The sequence below is a fragment of the Planctomycetota bacterium genome, from assembly GCA_033763975.1.
In the GTDB taxonomy this organism is placed as follows: Bacteria; Planctomycetota; Phycisphaerae; order Phycisphaerales; family UBA1924; genus RI-211.
In genome coordinates this window covers 60,001-77,061 of the sequence record JANRJM010000002.1, presented here as the reverse complement: position 1 = coordinate 77,061, position 17,061 = coordinate 60,001, and the positions used below count along the sequence as shown (strand labels likewise).

Sequence of the window (17,061 nt, the reverse complement as noted above, 5' to 3'; positions counted from 1 at the left end):
CTCGAGCCCGTTCGGGGTCATGTCTCAGCAGTGGGATCGTCGGTTGGAACGGCGGCGCGCCCGCCCGGTCTCAACCCGGAGTCCAGGTTCTTCTCACCGGAGGTAGCATGAAATCGTTTCTGAAGCGTGCGATGTTCGGGGCGGTGGCGGTCGGCGTCGCCGCGTTGCCGGCGACGGCCTTCCCGCCGGGCGCCGATGTCGTCCTGGCCGACGTCCAGTCCATCACCAACCACGGCGCGGTCAGCGGGGTCTACGGGTACACCATTGGCTCGTACACCTGCAACATCGGCACCGCCAACCTCACCTGGGCCAACAGCGGCACGCCCGGCCTGGCCATGAACGCTTACCGCCTCTCCGACGGGCGCCTCGTCCAGATCGGCGAGAGCTTCGCCAAGCTCGCCTGCTGCGCCGCGGCCGGCACGAACAGCCTGTGCGCCCCGACGTGCAACGGCGCGGGCGGCTCCGTCCTCGGCGTCGGCTGCCTCGACATCTACTCCTCCGGCTGGAACGCCGGGCAGAGCCGCCTCGCCGCCCGCTCCAGCATCAACCCCTGGACCGGCCAGTTCAGCTCGTTCAGCGCCGCCACCGGCAACGCCATCTTCAAGCGCATCCAGGTGCCCGCCGCCCAGATCGGCACCACCGCGTTCCCCAACGCCCAGTACTTCGTCGAGGGCGTGTACGTCGGCACCGACGACGCCGCCGGCAACAAGCGCAACAACAACGCCTCGTTCAAGCGCGTCACCGTCGCCGCCGGGACCAACGCCATGAGCATCACCGGCACCACCACCCGCCACGTCCCGGCCATCACCGCCTGGCGCCAGCACGGCATGGGCGCCAACCTCGTCGATGCCCGCGTCGAAGACGTCATCATCGACGTGCCCGCCGAAGGCCGCTTCCACGCCGCCCACAAGGTGACGGACAACGGCAACGGCACCTGGACCTACGACTACGCCGTCTTCAACCTCTCGTCCGATCGCGCGGGCGGCTCCATCACCATCCCCGTCCCCGCGGGCGTCAACGTCACCAACTCCGGCTTCAACGCCCCCATGCACCACTCCGGCGAGATCTACAACAACAACCCCTGGGTCTTCGAGCGCGGCTGCAACACCGTCACCTTCCGCACCGACGCCACGGTCGCCGTCAACCCCAACGCCAACGCCCTCCGCTGGGGCACCATGTACAACTTCTGGTTCACCGCCGACCAGCCCCCGCGCACCGTCGACGCCACCCTCGGCCTCTTCAAGGCCCACTCCCCCCAGAGCGTCGACTTCGCCGCCCGCGGGCCCTCGCAGCCCCCGTGCGACCCCGACATCAACGCCGACGGCAACGTCGACCAGAGCGACATCGAGTGCCTCGCCCAGGCCATCGCCGGCAACTCCGGCTGCTCGCCCTGCGCCGACCCTGACTTCAACCGCGACGGCAACGCCGATCAGGACGACGTCTTCACCCTCGAGCAGGTCGTCGCCGGTCAGCCCTGCCCGTAACATCTTCGCCCGAACTACGGGCTGAATGTCACTTCTTACGAGCCCGCGCGGCCTACGCCCTGCGGGCTTTTTCTTTCATGATCTACCGGACTTCGCAAGAACCAGGTGGATTCCGGGTGAATCTAGGCTGAATCACCCATGAAACACGGTTGACCGCGACCGCGTCCGCCCGCTATCTCTTATGTTCCGTTCCCGGGGGGCGGGCGCGACACTGGGACGCGCGTTGCCATGCGAGGGGTCGTCGACGCCGCGAGCGCGGCCCGACGCCGGGGTTCATCCAGGGCTTCCCGCCGCCGCCTCCCCGCGCGGGAGCGCGGCGTTCACGGAGTGTCTCATGCGCACGACTGCCCTCCTCGCGTCCGGGTCGTCCGTTCTCGCGCTCGTCGCCGCGACGTCGAACGTCGCGGCCCAGGTCCAGTGGCGCTCCGGCGCCCCCGCCGCCAAGATCGACCCCCACCGCGCCGCCGACGTCCTCCGCGCCCACGCCCGCACCGCCTCCCGCGTCCTCGTCAAGCTCGACAAGCCCCCGACCGATCTCGTCCGCGCCGACCTCCTCGCCCGCGGCGTCTCGCTGCTCGCCCCCGTCGGCGATACCAGTTTCTTCGCGTCCCTCCGTCCCGGGTTCGGCGAGCGCGCCGCGGCGAGCGACCGGCTCGTCGCCGCCGCCCCCATCGACCCGGACTGGAAAATGCACCGCGACATCCGCGAAGACACGCTCCCCGCGTGGTCGCTCCGCGGGGCGGCTCCCAACCCCGAGGTCGTCGTGTGCGTGGTGCTCCACCAGGACGCCCCGGCCGGCGAGCGCGGGCGCGACCTGCTCGCCCGGCACGGCGGGGTCGTCGCGAGCGTGCTCACGTCCGTGAACGCGCTGATGGCCCACGTGCCGCGCGCGAACCTCGGCGCGCTGGCGCTCGAGGACGACGTGCAGTGGATCGAGCCGGCGTTGCCGGCCCTGGGCGCCATGAACGCCGAGAACCGCACCCGCGTGCAGGCCGCCGCCCTCCAGGCGAGCCCGTACAACCTGTCGGGGCAGGGCGTCCGGGCGCTGGTGTTCGACGCAGGCCGCGTGCGTGCCACGCACACCGACTTCGGCGGGCGCGTGGTGACGCTCGACGCGAGCGCCCCGTCCTCGCACGCCACGCACTGCGCGGGCACGCTCGGGGGCGGGGGGCAGTCCAGCGCCGGGCTGCACCGGGGCATGGCGCCCGGCGTGTCGATCCTGTCGGCCGGGCTCGACCTGGGCCCCGCGGGCTGGCTCTACACCGACCCGTCCGACCTCGAGATCGACTACGCCGCCGCCGCCGCGTTGGGCGTCGATCTCGCGACGAACTCGCTGGGCACGAACGTCGCGACCAACGGGTTCCCGTGCGCGTGGCACGGCGACTACAGCACCACCGACGCCGTCATCGACGCCATCGTCCGCGGGTCGTCGCCCGTCACCGGGTACACGCCCCTGCGCGTCGTCTGGGCCGCCGGCAACGAACGCGGCAGCGGGCGCTGCGGCGTCTCGTACGCCACCGTCGCCCCGCCCGCCACCGCCAAGAACCACCTGTGCGTCGGCTCCGTCGACGCCGACACCGACCTGGTCAGTTCCTTTTCCGCCTGGGGGCCCACCGACGACGGACGCATGAAGCCCGACTTCTGCGCCCCCGGCTGCCAGAGCGCCGGCGACGCCGGCGTCACCAGCACCACCTCCGACGGCGACAGCGCCTACGGCGTCATGTGCGGCACGTCCATGGCCACGCCCACCGTCGCCGGATCGGTCGCCCTGCTCCTCGAGGACTTCCGCGCCCGCTTCCCCGGACGACCGGATCCCCGCACCTCCACGCTCAAGGTCCTCTTCGCCCAGTCCGCCGTCGACCGCGGGAACCCCGGCCCCGACTACCAGTACGGCTACGGCTCCGTCCGCGCGAAGGACGCCATCGACCTCATGCGCGCCGGCAACTTCCGCGAGGCGCAGGCCGCCCAAGGCCAGGACGTCAGTTACCAGGTCGTCGTCCCCGCGGGCTCGCCCGCGCTCGTCCTGACGCTCGCCTGGGATGATGTCCCGGGCACGCCCAACGCCGCCCGCGCTCTTGTGAACGACCTTGATCTCGAGGTCTACGCGCCCGGCGGCGACCGGCACTTCGCGTGGACGCTCGACCCCGAGCGCCCGTCGATGGACGCCGTCCGCACGCGCCGCAACGACCTGGACAACCTCGAGCAGGTGCGCGTCGACGCCCCCGCGCCGGGACTGTGGCACATCCGCGTCAAGGCGTTCGACGTCCCGCAGGGCCCGCAGCCGTTCTCCCTGGTGTCGTCGCACCCGCTGGGTTCCGGCCCGTCCTTCCCCACCGTCGCCGTCCTGCCCGCCGACGTCGTGACTCTTGTCCCTCCGCTCGCCCCGGCGCTCGTCTCGGCCGACGTCCTGGCAGACAACGACGTCGTCGTGCCCGGCTCGGTCCGCCTGCACTACCGCCTCGCCCCGGGCCTGCCCTTCGTCAGCGTGCCGATGGTGCCCGTCAACGCCACCCGCTGGGCGGGCGTCCTCCCCGGGTTCGAGTGCGAGGGCGAGGTCGAGTACTACTTCTCCGCACAGGGCGCGCAGTCGGGGTCCGCGGCGGCCCCCTCCGGCGGCGCCGCCTCGCCGCTCGAGGCCGCCGTCGGCATCATCGAGACCCACGTCTACTTCGACATGGAATCCGACGCAGGCTGGACCACCGGCCCCGACACCGCCGCCACCGGACGCTGGGAGCGCGCCAATCCCGAGGGCACCGGCGCCCAGCCCGAGCACGACACCACGGGCTTCGGCTCGGCCTGCTGGGTGACCGGCGCAGCCGCCGGCACGTCGCTGGGCGACTTTGACATCGACACCGGGCGCACCATCCTCACCAGCCCGCGCATGAACCTCACCGGCCTCGCCGACGCCACGCTCACCTACTCGCGCTGGTACTCCAACTCCACCGGCTCGGCGCCCAACGCCGACACCTTCGTCGTGCAGATCTCGCCCGACGACGGCGTGACCTGGCTGCCCGTCGAGACCGTGGGCCCATCGGGCATCGAGGCCGCCGGCGGGTGGTACACCCCCGCGTTCCGCGTCGGCAGCCTGATCGCCAACCCCGGCGCCCAGGTGCGCCTGCGGTTCATCGCCGAGGATGGCGCGACCCCGTCGGTCGTCGAGGCCGCCATCGACGACCTGCGGGTCTTCACCCAGGTCTGCTCCACCGAGCCGCCCTGCGACCCGGACGTCAACGCCGACGGAAACGTCGACCAGCACGACCTCGCGTGCCTTGCCCAGGTTATCGGGGGTTCCCCGGCCTGCGCGGGCGGGTCGGCCGACGCCGACTTCAACCGCGACGGCAACACCGACCAGGGTGACCTCGCCCTGCTGGCGCAGATCATCGGCGGGGCGCCCTGCCCCTGACGCCCGGCCCGCCTCCGCCCGCGGCAATCGGCGCTTGACCAAACGGCCTTGCGCCGGTATTCAACGAACGTTCGCACGGATTCCCACGGAACCGACCGGGGAAGTTCGCCGAAACTGACCAAGTCCCGCGCTTCGGCCCGGGTGCACCGGTGCTGTCCGCAGGCCGGGCGTGTTCGAGAGAGAGTCCCGCCGGCCCGGATCCGGGCCCGCCTCAATCCCACGGAGAGATGCACATGTCCACGCGCGCACGCGGCACGTCCGGGTCGTCCATCCTCACCGCCCTCACGCTCGCCGCCTGCGCGGGCCTCGCCCTTCCCGCCGCCGCCCAGGTCCAGTGGCGCTCCGGCAGCCCGGCCCCCGCGTTCGAACGCACCGGCATCGACCAGGTCCTCGCCGCCGAGGCCTCCCGCGCCCGGCGCGTCCTCGTCCAGCTCGACCGCCCCATTACCGACGCCGGCCGCGCCGAGCTCGACGCCCGCGGCGTCACGCTCCTCGCCCCCGTCGGCGACAACGCCTTCTTCGCGAGCGTCCGCCCCGCCCAAGGCGCCCGCGCCGGCCAGCCCAACACCTGGATCACCGGCGTCGCCCCGATCAACCCCGAGTGGAAGATGCACCCCGACATCCGCGCTCACCTGGGCGCCGACGTCGCGGGCGACGCCATCCCCGCCTGGGCCGTGCGGGGCGAGGGCGACGCGCGCGAGGTCGCCGTGAACATCGTCCTGCACGCCGACGCGCCCGCCGACATCGTCGGCGCCGACCTCGTCAAGCGCCACGGCGGCTCATCCCAGGGCGCCATGGCCTCGGTCAACGCGTTCGTCGCGCACGTCCCGCTCGCGAACCTCGGCGCGCTGCTGCTCGAAGACGACGTGCAGTGGGTCGAGCCCGTGCTCCCCCAGTTGCAGGAGATGAACGCCGAGAACCGCTCGCTCACGCAGGCCGCCGTGGTGCAGGCCAGCCCGTACAGCCTCACCGGCGCGGGCGTCTCGGTCCTGGTCTTCGACGGCGGATCGGTGCGGACCACGCACGTGGACTTCTCCGGGCGGGCGAGCGTCTTCGACGGCAGCGCGCTCTCCGGGCACGCGACGCACTGCGCGGGCACCGTCGGCGGCGCAGGCATCGCCAACCCCGCCCACCGCGGCATGGCCCCGGGCGTCACGATCCTCTCCGCGGGCGTCAACATCTCCGGCGCGTCCGGATGGCTCTACACCAACCCCGTCGACATCGAGGTCGATTATGCCACGGGCTACGGCCTGGGCGCCGATCTCTCGACCAACTCCATCGGCACCAACGTCGCGCAGAACGGCTTCCCCTGCACTTGGCACGGCGACTACAACACCACCGACGCCGTCATCGACTCCATCGTCCGCGGCTCGTCCGCCGTCACGAACAACTCGCCCTTCCGCGTCGTCTGGGCCGCCGGCAACGAGCGCGGCAACGGCCGCTGCGGCACGTCGTTCGCCACCATGGGCCCGCCCTCGGGCGCCAAGAACCACCTCTGCATCGGCTCGGTCAACGCCGACTCCGACAACATCTCGTCCTTCTCCAGTTGGGGCCCCACCGACGACGGCCGCATGAAGCCCGACTTCTCCGCCCCCGGCTGCCAGTCCGGCGGCGACGGCGGCGTCACGAGCTGCACCAGCAGCGGCGACACCGCCTACGCCAGCCTCTGCGGCACGTCCATGGCCACCCCCACCGTCGCCGGCTGCACCTCCCTCCTCCTCCAGGACTTCCGCGCCCGCTTCCCCGGCGCCAACGACCCCCGCAACTCCACCCTCAAGGTGCTCTTCGCCCAGTCCGCCGCCGACCGCGGGAACCCCGGCCCCGACTACCAGTACGGCTACGGCTCGGTCCGCGTCCGCGACGCCATCGACCTCATGCGCACCGCGAACTTCCAGGAAGCCCAGGTCGCGCAGGGCCAGGACCAGAACTACACCATCACCGTCCCCGCCGGCGCCGCCGCCCTCGTCGTCACCATCGCGTGGGACGATGTCCCCGCGACCCCCAACGCCATCCCCGCGCTCGTGAACGACCTCGATCTCGAGGTCTACGCCCCCGGCACGAACGCGCGGGCGTTCCCCTGGACGCTCGACCCCGCCGCCCCGGCGAACAACGCCGTCCGCACGCAGCGCAACACCCGCGACAACCTCGAGCAGGTCCGCGTCGACAACCCCGCGCCCGGCGTGTGGAACGTGCGCGTGAAGGCCTTCAACGTGCCCCAGGGCCCGCAGTCGTTCTCGATCGTCTCGTCGCACGTGCTCGCGGGCGGGCAGCCGATCCCGACGCTCTCGCTCGCCACCGCCGACCTCGTCTCGCTCGTCCCGCCCGGCACGCCCGCCGCGGTGAGCGCGGACGTGTTCATCCAGAACGACACGCTCGTCCCCGGCTCGGTGCAGCTGCGCTACCGCACCTCGCCGGGCGCGTCGTTCATCAGCCTCCCCATGACGCTCGACAGCGGCACGCGCTGGACGGGCACGCTTCCGGGCTTCGCCTGCGACGCCGACGTCGAGTACTACTTCGTCGCCCAGGGCGTGCTCTCCGGCGCCTCCACCGCGCCCGCGGGCGGCGCCTCCACCCCGCTCGCGGCCGACATCGGCGTCATCGAGACGTTCCTGTCCTTCGACATGGAATCCGACGACGGCTGGGTCGGCGGGCAGCCCGGCGACACCGCCACCACCGGCGCCTGGAACCGCATGGACCCGCAGGCCACCGGCGCCCAGCCCGAGGACGACACCACCCCGGCGCCCGGCGTCGCCTGCTGGGTGACCGACGGCAACGCCGGCACCTCCATCGGCACGTTCGACGTGGACAATGGGTTCACCACGCTCCTGAGCGCGCCCATGAACCTCACCGGGCTGGCCGACGCCACCCTCTCGTACTCGCGCTGGTACTCCAACACCGGCGGGGCCGCGCCCAACGCCGACGTCTTCACCGTGCAGATCTCCAACGACAACGGCTCCACCTGGCTGCCCGTCGAGACCGTCGGCCCCGCCGGGCCGCAGGCCAGCGGCGGGTGGAACACGCCCACCTTCCGCGTCGGTGATCTCGTCGCCAACCCCGGCGCCGCCGTCCGCCTGCGGTTCATCGCCGACGACGCCGCCTCGGGGTCCATCGTCGAGGCCGCCGTCGACGACCTCGTCGTCTCGGCCCTCACCTGCGAGAACCCCGGCGGGTGCGACCCGGACTTCAACGCCGACGGCAACGTCGATCAGGACGACATCGCCTGCCTGGCGCAGGTCGTTGCGGGCGATCCCTCGTGCTCGTCGAACGACCCCGACTTCAACGGCGATGGCAACGTCGACCAGGACGACGTCGACGTCCTCTCGCAGGTCGTCTCCGGCCAGCCCTGCCCGTGATGCGAGCGGGTGGGTGAATGGGTGAACGGGTGAGTGGGTGAATGGGTGAATGGGTGGATGGGTGAGTAGGTGAACGGGTGACTCGGTGAGTGGTGAGCGTGCCGCGGCTGTGAGCGCTCACCATTCACCACTCACGTATTCAATCACTCTTCCACTCTTCCACTCTTCCACTCTGCCACTTCCAGTCCCCCCCCGCCCGTACCATCGCCCGTGCGTCCCACCGTCCGTCGCTGGCTTCTGCGGCTTGTCATCGCCGTGCCGGTGATCATCGGGTGCGTCGCTCTCGCCCTCTTCCTGGCCGTCCGGGCCGCCCCTGCATGGTGGGAGCAGGCCAACCCGGGCGCGTACGCGGGCGAACTGGGCACACAGTTCGAGAACGCCTGCGTCTCGCAGATCACCGCCGTCCGCCCCGCGGCCGCCGCTTCCGCGCCGGACGCCCCCTATCGCAGCGAGGTCTGGCGCGTCTCGCTCTCCGAGCGCGACCTCTCCGCCTGGGCGAGCGAACGCCTGCGCCCGTGGCTCGAGAGCAACGACCCCGCCTTCCGATGGCCCGACGGGCTGGGGGGTGTGCGTGTCGACGTGCGCGACGGGTTCATCCGAATCGGCGCGCCGGTCGGCGACGACGCCGCGATCGTCACGCTCGACTGCGAGGTGTTCGTCGACGACGCGGGCGGGCTGCGCGTGCGGGTGGTCGGCGCGCGGGCGGGCGCGCTCCCCGTGCCGGTCGGGCTCGCGCTGGCGCGCGCCGGGGCGATGCCCGCCGACGTCGCCGACATGCTGCGGGGCGAGCGCCCGCTGCTGCCCGAGGCGGTCATCCCCGCCGACGGCGCGCGATCGGTGCGTCTGCTGGGCGTGCGGGCGCGCGAGGGCGCGCTGGAGATCGAGGCGCGGACCGAATCGAACCCCGCCCGATGACGCGCGCACGCCGCCCGCGCGGGGGCTACTTGGGCCTGCCGGTGGAGATGTCCTGCCCGCGGAAGTGGCGGGTCATGTCGCGGAGCATCTGCGTGCCGCGGGCGCGCTGCGCGGGGTTGGCGTGCCCGCCGACGCGCGAGTTCATGAACGCCGCCATGCGCCCGATGGCCTCGGGCGGCGGGACGTTGTTCCCCTCGCGGAGGTTCTCGCGGTCGCGGGCGGCCTGGCGACGGACCTCGTTGATGCGTTCGGCGTCCGAGACGTCGCGGACCTGCCCGGTGATGGCCTCGATGGTCTCCGCCATGTCGATGAACGCGCTCTCCAGGTACAGCTCGCGCTCCTCGAGGGGGACGTCCTCGTAGCCGGCGGCGTGCCGGTCCCACACGTCGAGCACGAGGCGCGACGCGTTCTCCTCGATCTGGTCCCGGGCCGCCCCGGCGATGCCCGCCGCGAACGACGCGAGCAGCACGTTGTCGCCCGCGTCCATGCCCTTGAGGCGCTGCACGAGCTGCCCGATGAGCGCGAGGCGCTGCTCGACGGGCAGGCTGTTGAAGTCGTCGGTCAGCAGCGTGTAGTTGAACACGTCGTCGAGCGGGTCGTTCAGGTAGTCGGGGCGGGGCGTGGGACGCAGGACGAAGTAGAGCCCGACACCCAGCAGCAGGGCGGCCCCGGCGCCGAACGCGCCGAGCCGGCGGATGGTGCGGCGCCGGTCGTCCTCGGTGCGGGTGCGCTCGCGCCACCACAGGCGGGCGCGGTCGCGCGCGTCGAGCAGCGCGGTGACGAGGCGGGCGTTGGCACGGTCGAGCACGCTCATCCGCCCAGCCCCCCGCCGAACTGGATGGTGTCGATGACCAGGCGCTCGACGGTCTCGTCGCCGAAGAAGGGCGACTTCTCGGCGCGCCAGTCGCCGTAGAACACGGCGTTGCGCTCCCAGCGCGCCTCGTTGGACATGTCGGAGCGCCGGTTGACCTCGAAGCGCGGGTTGTGCCAGTCGTCGGCGTCGATGAGCACGGGGAGCGCGGGGCGGAAGTTCTCGTAGGCCTTGCTCACGCCGAAGTGCGGGTTGCGGACGGTGAGGGTTTCGGCCGCGACCATCACGAACGCCGGCAGGTACTCGTAGCTCGTGCCGCTGGATTGCCAGAGGGGCTTGAAGTCGGTGGCGGCGTCGCCCCCGGAGCGGTCCGACGGGCAGCGCCAGGGGTCGGGGCTGATCCAGTCGCCCGTGCCGTTCTCGCGGAAGGGCAAGGCCGCGTCGGTGTACTTGCCCATGATGTCGAGCAGCGACGGGTCGTTCTCGTTGGCGCCGTCGTTCAGCGGGCGCACGCGGGGGAGCAGGCCCTTGCTCTCCTGGTCCATGTACAACTGAAGCCCGACGGCGATGCCCTTGAGGTTCGCCAGGCACTTGGTGCGACGCCCGCTCTCGCGGGCGCCGGCGACGGCGGGCAGCGTGATGCTCACGATGATCGTGATGATGGCGAGGACGACGAGCAGCTCGATGAGCGTGAACGCCCCGGTGCTGCTGCGACGGGCAGCTCGGGCGCGCCGAGCGGCTGGGAGGCGTCCGGCCGACGGCCTGGCGTGCGGGCGGGTTCGGCGGGGCGTGGGGGTCACAGCGGGAGCCTCATGTGGAATCCTTCGCTCGTCACGGTGTCGACGATTCGCCGGGCGGCGGGGGTCTGGATGGACCGGATCGTCGGGGCGGCCTGGGCGAACCGCTCGCGGAAGACATCGTCCGTTTGCTTGGCCTTCTCGATGCTCTCGGCGACGGAGACCAGGGCGGTCTTGAGCTGGCGGGCACGCAGGGCGGCGGCCAGGAGCGCCCCGCCCAGCAGCACGGGCGTCGAGAGCGGGTCGGGCAGGCGCGGGGTGGCGTCGCGCAGCGCGCGGGCCAGCGGGTCCTCGGGGTCGGCGTCGGCCAGCCAGGCGGCGTGCTCGGCGTCGAGATCGGCCAGCGCGCGGTCGAGCTCCGCCCGGCGTGCCCGCAGCAGTTCAACCTGGGAGACGGTCCGCAGGCGCTCGGGATCGTCGGGGGCGCGGCCCCGCACGTCGAGGTCGGAAAGTTGGGACTCGCCCGCGCGGAGCGAAGCGTCGAGGTCGTTGCGGAGCGACAGGCCCTGGGCACGCACGCGCCGGACGTCGGCGCTGTTCACGCAGCCCGGGTTCGTCGCGACGAGGAACATCACACACACCCCTGCGGCGAGCGTCCGGAGAGCCGCCCGCACGCTGTTTCTACCCCGAGGCGAACCCTGCGGCCTACCGCCTCGCCCGCCAGACGCGATCCCGGACGAACCACTCGAGGCCACCGCCGCGACAGGCACTGCCACCATGACCGCCTCCCCTTGTTCGCCGGGTGGGCCGCGCGGTTACCCGCCGCGCCGGCACCCCCGGTGGGGCACGCTACGGAGCGGGCGGGCGGCGTCAGGCGAAGCGGGGGGCGATGACCGCCACTTTGCGCGCACGGGCGGTCCTGTGGGCAGGGTTCGCGCGCAGAAGTGGTCGCGGGCGTCAGCGGGCGGCGGCGAGCACGGCGCGGCAGAACTCGTGCGTCAGGGCGTGCCCGCTCCTGTGCGCGACGACGCGCGCGTGCAGGGGAGCCCCGAGCAGCGCGAGGTCGCCGATGAGGTCGAGGAGTTTGTGGCGCGCCGGCTCGTGGGGCATTCGCCACGCGTTGTCGATGGGCGCGCCGTCGTCGCCGACGACGAGCATGTCGCGCGGGGAGAGGTGCGCGAAGAGCCCGGCGGCCCGGGCGGCGTGGGCCTCGGCGCGCAGCGAGAACGTGCGCGCGGGGGCGATGTTCGCGGCGTAGTCGTCGGGGTCGCCCGTCCAGCGGGCCTGCTGCGGCGGGAGCGGCGAGGCCGGGCCGTAGTCCAGCGCGTAGGTGTAGTCGATCTCCGGTGCGGGTTCGGCGCGGATGGAGGCATCGCCCGCGCGGACCTCGACGGGCGCGCGGAGCGAGAGCGGCGTGGGCTCGGCGGATGCGCCGGGGTCATGAGCCGGGCGCACCAGGTGCGGGCGGAGGGCCTCGACGAATGGAAGCGCCGAGCCGTCGAGGATGGGAACTTCGCACGCGTCGTGGAGGTGAATGAACGCGTCCCAGACGCCCAGCCCCGCGAGGGCGGAGAGGACGTGCTCGACGGTCGCGAAGATGTGCGCCGAGGCGTCGGCGGCCCTTTGGGCGGGCGTGTCGGCGTGAGACGCGGCGAGGGTGGTGTTGCGGATGGGGAAGGCGGGCGGCAGGGCGGCCCATGCGGCGTTGGTGTGCAGCGCGGCGATGTGCGCGGGGGCGGTGCTCGCAGTGTGGCCGGCGTCGATGCGGCGGAGCGTGATGCGCCCGCGGGCGTCGCCCGGGAGGAAGGAGAGCGAGGCGGGGCGCGCGCTGAAGAGCCCGACGCCCCGGACAGGATCGGTGGGTTGACGGAGCACGGTGCGCGGGGCGTGCATGGCGGGGGTGCGGAACGCCGCGGCTAGCGGTCGGTGTCGCCCGTGCGCTTGCTGAAGCGGCGGAGGGCGACCAAGGTGCGTCGCCATTCGCTGGCGGGCCCGGCGGGGGCGCCCATGTAGCTGCCGTTGGGCGCGAGATCGGTGGCGACGCCGGCGTAGGCGGCGACCTTGGCGCGATCGCCGATCTCGACGCCGTCGGCGACGCCGACCTTGCCGCCGAGCATGACGGCGTCGCCCAGGACGACGCTGCCGGCGAGGGCGACGTGCCCGCAGATGACGCAGGAGCGTCCGATGCGGCAGTTGTGCCCGATCTGGACGAGGTTGTCGATCTTGGTGCCCGAGCCGACGAAGGTGGAGCCGAAGGTGGCGCGGTCGACGCAGGAGTTGGCGCCGATCTCGATGTCGTTCTCGAGGATGACGTTGCCGATCTGCGGGACCTTGACAAGGCCCTGGGCGGAGGGGCGGTAGCCGAAGCCGTCCGCGCCGATGATGACGCCGGCGTGGAGGATGCAGCGTTCGCCGACGACGCAGCGGTCGAGGACGCAGACGTGGGGGTGCAGGACGGTGTCGGCGCCGACGCGGGCGTCGAGGCCGAGGACCACGCCCGCGACGAGCACGGCCCGCTCGCCGACGACGCAGCCGGCGCGGAGGATGCAGCCCGGGCCGATGCTGGCGGTGGGGTGCACGCTGGCGGCGGGGTCGACGTGCGCGCCGGGGTGGATGCCCGGCGGCGCGGGGGGCGCGGGCGGGGTGAAGAAGGCGGCGGCGCGGATCGCGGCCATGTCGGCGTCGGGGACGATGAGCAGCGGGCGGGGCGAGGCGGGGTTGGCGGGGTCAAAGTCCGGGATGAGGTCGGCGAGCGCGATGGAGCGCGAGATGAGGGCGGCGGAGGCCTGGGAGGCGGGCCATCGGCGAGCGAAGCGGTGGTTGCGGATGAAGACCAGCGCGCCCGGGGCGGCGTGGTCGAGGGAATCCATGCGGGTGAGGGTGACGTCGGCGGGGCCGAGCAGCGACGCGCCGAGGGTGGCGGCGAGTTCGCCCGAGGTGATGCGGGGCGACGTGTGGGCCGGGGTGTCCGGGCGCGGGGGGGCGGTGGTCACGGGGTCGCTCCGGGTGCCGGCGGGCGGGGTGCTAGGGGCGACCCTGCGCGGGCGCCGGGGTCGCGCGTCCGGCGGAGTAGTCGTTGTTCATGATGGTGACGAGGCGGTCGGTGAGGCTGAGGTGGGGCGCCGCGAAGATGATGCCGCGGGCGTCCATGCGTCGGCGGTTCTCGCCGATGGGCGCCTCGGGGCGGGTCATGATCGCGCGGTCGTCGGCGATGACGAGGTCGATGCCTTCCTTCTCGGCGAGGGCCTTCACGGCCTCGATCGACTTGGCGTAGAGGCTGTGGACGAACTCGCCCTGTTCGAGCTCGACGACGGCCTTGTGGGCCTCCTGACGGGCCTTCAGGATGATGCGGTTCTCTTCGATCTCGCGCAGCTTGTCGATCTGGCGCTTGGTGTCGGACTTGTCGATGGTGTTCTTGAGTTCGTTCTGCGCCTGGGTGATCTTGTCGTCCAGGGCCTGCAGCTCGGCGCGGATGATGTCGCCCCGCCGCCCGAACTCGGTGTTGCGGTCCTTGAACTCGGCGAGCTGCTCCATGACCGCCGTCAGGTCGACGACGGCGACCGTCGTGGGACGCGGGGCGACGGGGCGCGACGGGGAGGCGTTGCCCGAGAACGCGGCGCCCACGAGCACGGCGAGGGCGGCGGCGACGGCGAACGCGGAGAGCCCGAGGTCCTGAGCGGCGGAGCGGTGCATCGGGGATGTGTCTCCAGGCGGCGGGGGGCGGGGCCCCGCGGTGCGAGGGAAGGGTACGGGGCTTAATCGAACGGGAGATCGAAGGTGAACGTGAGGATGCGCGTGTCGTCGGTGTCCTGTTTGAGGATGGGGAACCCGAAGTCGAACGCGAGCGGGGCGCTGCTGAGCTGCTCGACGTAGATGCGGATGCCGAAGCCGACCGAGACGCGGTACTTGTCGAACGAGAGGTCTTCGTCGACGGTGCCGGTGTCGATGAAGAGCACGCCCGAGACGAGGTCGGTGAGGAGGGGGCGGCGGATCTCGGCGCCGGCGAAGAAGGAGAAGACGCCGCCGACGGTCTCGTCGGAGGGCTCGCCGTTGTCGTTGCGGATGCCCACGGGGGCGACGCCCCGGAAGCCGAACCCGCGGAAGGACTGCCCGCCGAGGTAGAGGCGTTCGTAGAAGGGGACGTCTTCCTGGTCCTGGAGGATGTAGCCGGCGCGGGCGGTGAGCTGGAGCACGGTCTTGCGGTTGAGGGCGTCTTCTTCGAGCTTGAAGAAGCGGGAGTACTCGGCGGCGGTGCGGGTGAAGGCTTCTTCGCCGACGTACTGGTAGAGGCCGACCTCGGCGTTGCTGCCGACGGAGGGGAAGGCGACGTTGTCGACGCTGGTGCGCGAGAGGCGGACGCCGACGCTGGCGAGGGTGCTGCCCTCTTCGAGCTCGAAGTACTCGGTGGGAGCGTCGCTGTCGATCTCGCGGAGGTCGACGGTTTCGATGACGAACGGAAAGTTGACCTGCCAGCGCGAGCCGAACCGCCGCCCGATGGAGAAGCGGGCGCCGACGCGCTGCTCGGTGTAGGCGGAGTAGAGGCGATCGCGGAAGTAGACGGAGGAACTGGTGGAGTAGTCGGAGCCGAAGGCGGAGGGGTCGGTGAGGGAGATGGAGAAGGCGCGGACGCGATCGCCCGGGAGGGCCTCGATCTTGAAGGTCTGGCCCCCGCCGTAGAACGCCTCGCCGGACCAGACCTCGTTCCAGGAGGTGGGGATGTCGGTGATGTCGAAGTTGGTCTGGGTGAGGGAGATGGTGCCGGTGATGGAGGCGTCGGAGCTGACGCCCGCGCCGAAGTTGAAGGAGCGGGTGTTGGTCTCCTGCACCTCGAAGAGCACGTCGCGGGCGCCGGGGTCCTCGCCCGCGCCGGGCTGGATGGCGGTGCGGACCGAGTTGGTCTCGAAGAGGCGGAGGCGCTCGAGGCGTTTGCGGCTCTCGTCGATCTCGACGGGGTCGAGCGCGTCGCCCGGGCGGATGGTGATCTGCTCGCGGATGACGTCGCTGCGGGTGGCGGCGTTGCCCCGGACCTCGACCAGGCCGACCCGCAGCGGCGGGCCCTGGGTGATGACGAAGCGGATGTCCACCAGCGGGCGACCGGGCTCGCGGAGGATCTCGGCGCCCACGCGGGCGTCGGCGTAGCCCAGCGCGTGGTACGCGCGCCCGATGGCCTGCAGCGAGCGGCTGCGCTGCGAGTCGCTGTAGACGTCGCCCGCCTTGAGGGGGATGAGGGCCGCGATCTGCTCGGGCTCGAAGACGGGCGTCTCGCCCGGGGCCGAGCGGAGCAGCACGGCCCGGACGTTGTACTGCTGGCCCTCGTCGATGACGAAGGTGACGAGCGCCTCGCGCCCGTCGGCGGAGGGCGTGACGACGCGGTCGGCGCGGACGTCGAGGTACCCGCGATCGCGGTAGTAGGCGATGAGCGCGCCCACGTCGGCGTCGAGCACGTCGGTGTCGACGCTCGCGCGCTCGCGCAGGCGGTCGATGAGCCAGGCCTCGCGCGTCTTGATGGCGGACTGGAGCTGGCGGGGCGTGAAGGCGGTGACGCCCTCGAAGCGCACGCTGGTGACGAGGATGCGCTCGCCCTCGCGGATGCGGAAGACGACGATGCCGCTCTCGTCCAGTTCGGCCTGGTCGATGGTGGCCAGCGCGTTGTAGTAGCCCCGCGCGCGGTACTGCGCCTCGATGCGCCGGCAGGCGCGCTCGAGCTGCGTGGGGTCCACGGGCGTGCCCTCGAGGGCGAGGTCCTTGACCAGTTCGTCGTCGTCGAAGACGCGGTTGCCGATGGTCTGGACGGCGGTGATGAGGGGCTGGAGGGTGACGTCGTAGGCGAGTTCGACCGAGCCGTCGGCGAGCTGCTGCACGCGCGCCTCGACGCGCCGGAATCGCCCGAGGCGGTTGAGGCGCGAGATGTCCTGGCTGACCACGCGCGGGTCGAACGGGGCGCCCTCGATCTGGCGGAGCTGGTTGCGCGCCAGGGCTTCGTCCGACGGCGACAGGCTCTCGGGCGCCCCCTGCGGTGCCCCTTGGGGTGTTGGCGCGGGCACGCGGAAGACGATGCGCCGCACCGGGCGGCCCTGGAAGGGCTCGAGGTCCGCCGCCCCGGGGGCCGGCGGCGGGGGCTGCGGCGGGGTTGATTCAGGTTGCCCGAGCGCCGGCGAGAGCGAAACCAGCAGCCCCGCGGCGAGCGCGAGGGGCCGTGCCCGGCGGGCGAGCCACGACGGGTGCGGCGTGCCGCGCGGGACGGGATGAGGGGGCCGGGGTGGAACGGTCACAGGGAGCGGACGATACCGCCCCCGGGCCCTCGGGACAAACCGGGCCGGGTTCAACGCGGGCACCGGGGCGGGGTTAGACTCAACTC

The 17,061-nt window shown here is 72.4% G+C and carries 11 protein-coding genes; 4 read left to right on the top strand and 7 right to left on the bottom strand.

Features of this window, described 5'->3' with window-relative positions:
• Nucleotides 1-107: 107 nt before the first annotated feature.
• The 4 genes from SFY69_01640 (at nt 108) to SFY69_01625 (ending at nt 9,155) form a co-directional block, all read left to right on the top strand.
• Entirely contained in the window at nt 108-1,484 is a 1,377-nt protein-coding gene (locus SFY69_01640) for a hypothetical protein (protein ID MDX2130738.1), read from the top strand.
• A gap of 334 nt (nt 1,485-1,818) precedes the next feature.
• Nucleotides 1,819-4,887: a S8 family serine peptidase gene (locus tag SFY69_01635; GenBank protein MDX2130737.1), complete on the top strand. Its 3,069-nt coding sequence runs from the start codon at nt 1,819-1,821 to the stop codon at nt 4,885-4,887.
• 233 nt (nt 4,888-5,120) lie between these two features.
• Nucleotides 5,121-8,240 (top strand): S8 family serine peptidase, encoded by a 3,120-nt coding sequence (locus tag SFY69_01630; GenBank protein ID MDX2130736.1) that lies wholly within the window; start codon nt 5,121-5,123, stop codon nt 8,238-8,240.
• Between the two features lie 210 nt (nt 8,241-8,450).
• Nucleotides 8,451-9,155, top strand: coding sequence for a hypothetical protein (locus tag SFY69_01625; protein MDX2130735.1), 705 nt, complete (start codon nt 8,451-8,453; stop codon nt 9,153-9,155).
• Nucleotides 9,156-9,180: 25 nt separating this feature from the next.
• Here SFY69_01625 and SFY69_01620 read toward each other — a convergent pair whose 3' ends face one another.
• From SFY69_01620 to bamA, 7 genes are all read right to left on the bottom strand, one after another.
• Nucleotides 9,181-9,969 (bottom strand): hypothetical protein, encoded by a 789-nt coding sequence (locus SFY69_01620; GenBank protein MDX2130734.1) that lies wholly within the window; start codon nt 9,967-9,969, stop codon nt 9,181-9,183.
• Entirely contained in the window at nt 9,966-10,766 is an 801-nt protein-coding gene (locus SFY69_01615) for a type II secretion system protein (GenBank protein ID MDX2130733.1), read from the bottom strand. Before SFY69_01615 ends, SFY69_01620 begins: the two co-directional genes overlap by 4 nt.
• A complete protein-coding gene (locus tag SFY69_01610) occupies nt 10,763-11,377 on the bottom strand; it encodes a hypothetical protein (GenBank protein MDX2130732.1) in 615 nt (204 codons plus the stop codon). Before SFY69_01610 ends, SFY69_01615 begins: the two co-directional genes overlap by 4 nt.
• A 283-nt stretch (nt 11,378-11,660) precedes the next feature.
• Nucleotides 11,661-12,596 (bottom strand): UDP-3-O-acyl-N-acetylglucosamine deacetylase, encoded by a 936-nt coding sequence (locus SFY69_01605; GenBank protein MDX2130731.1) that lies wholly within the window; start codon nt 12,594-12,596, stop codon nt 11,661-11,663.
• A gap of 23 nt (nt 12,597-12,619) precedes the next feature.
• Nucleotides 12,620-13,696, bottom strand: coding sequence for a UDP-3-O-(3-hydroxymyristoyl)glucosamine N-acyltransferase (gene lpxD / locus SFY69_01600; GenBank protein MDX2130730.1), 1,077 nt, complete (start codon nt 13,694-13,696; stop codon nt 12,620-12,622).
• A 31-nt stretch (nt 13,697-13,727) separates the two neighbouring features.
• Entirely contained in the window at nt 13,728-14,396 is a 669-nt protein-coding gene (locus tag SFY69_01595) for an OmpH family outer membrane protein (protein MDX2130729.1), read from the bottom strand.
• A gap of 62 nt (nt 14,397-14,458) precedes the next feature.
• Nucleotides 14,459-16,975, bottom strand: coding sequence for an outer membrane protein assembly factor BamA (gene bamA / locus SFY69_01590; protein ID MDX2130728.1), 2,517 nt, complete (start codon nt 16,973-16,975; stop codon nt 14,459-14,461).
• Nucleotides 16,976-17,061: the final 86 nt, after the last annotated feature.

Bases quoted from the DNA above. Each gene is read 5' to 3' on its own strand.
- SFY69_01640 (MDX2130738.1), top strand. From the start codon at position 108: ATGAAATCGTTTCTGAAGCGTGCGATGTTCGGGGCGGTGGCGGTCGGC.
- SFY69_01635 (MDX2130737.1), top strand. From the start codon at position 1,819: ATGCGCACGACTGCCCTCCTCGCGTCCGGGTCGTCCGTTCTCGCGCTC.
- SFY69_01630 (MDX2130736.1), top strand. From the start codon at position 5,121: ATGTCCACGCGCGCACGCGGCACGTCCGGGTCGTCCATCCTCACCGCC.
- SFY69_01620 (MDX2130734.1), bottom strand. From the start codon at position 9,969: ATGAGCGTGCTCGACCGTGCCAACGCCCGCCTCGTCACCGCGCTGCTC.
- SFY69_01605 (MDX2130731.1), bottom strand. From the start codon at position 12,596: ATGCACGCCCCGCGCACCGTGCTCCGTCAACCCACCGATCCTGTCCGG.
- SFY69_01595 (MDX2130729.1), bottom strand. From the start codon at position 14,396: ATGCACCGCTCCGCCGCTCAGGACCTCGGGCTCTCCGCGTTCGCCGTC.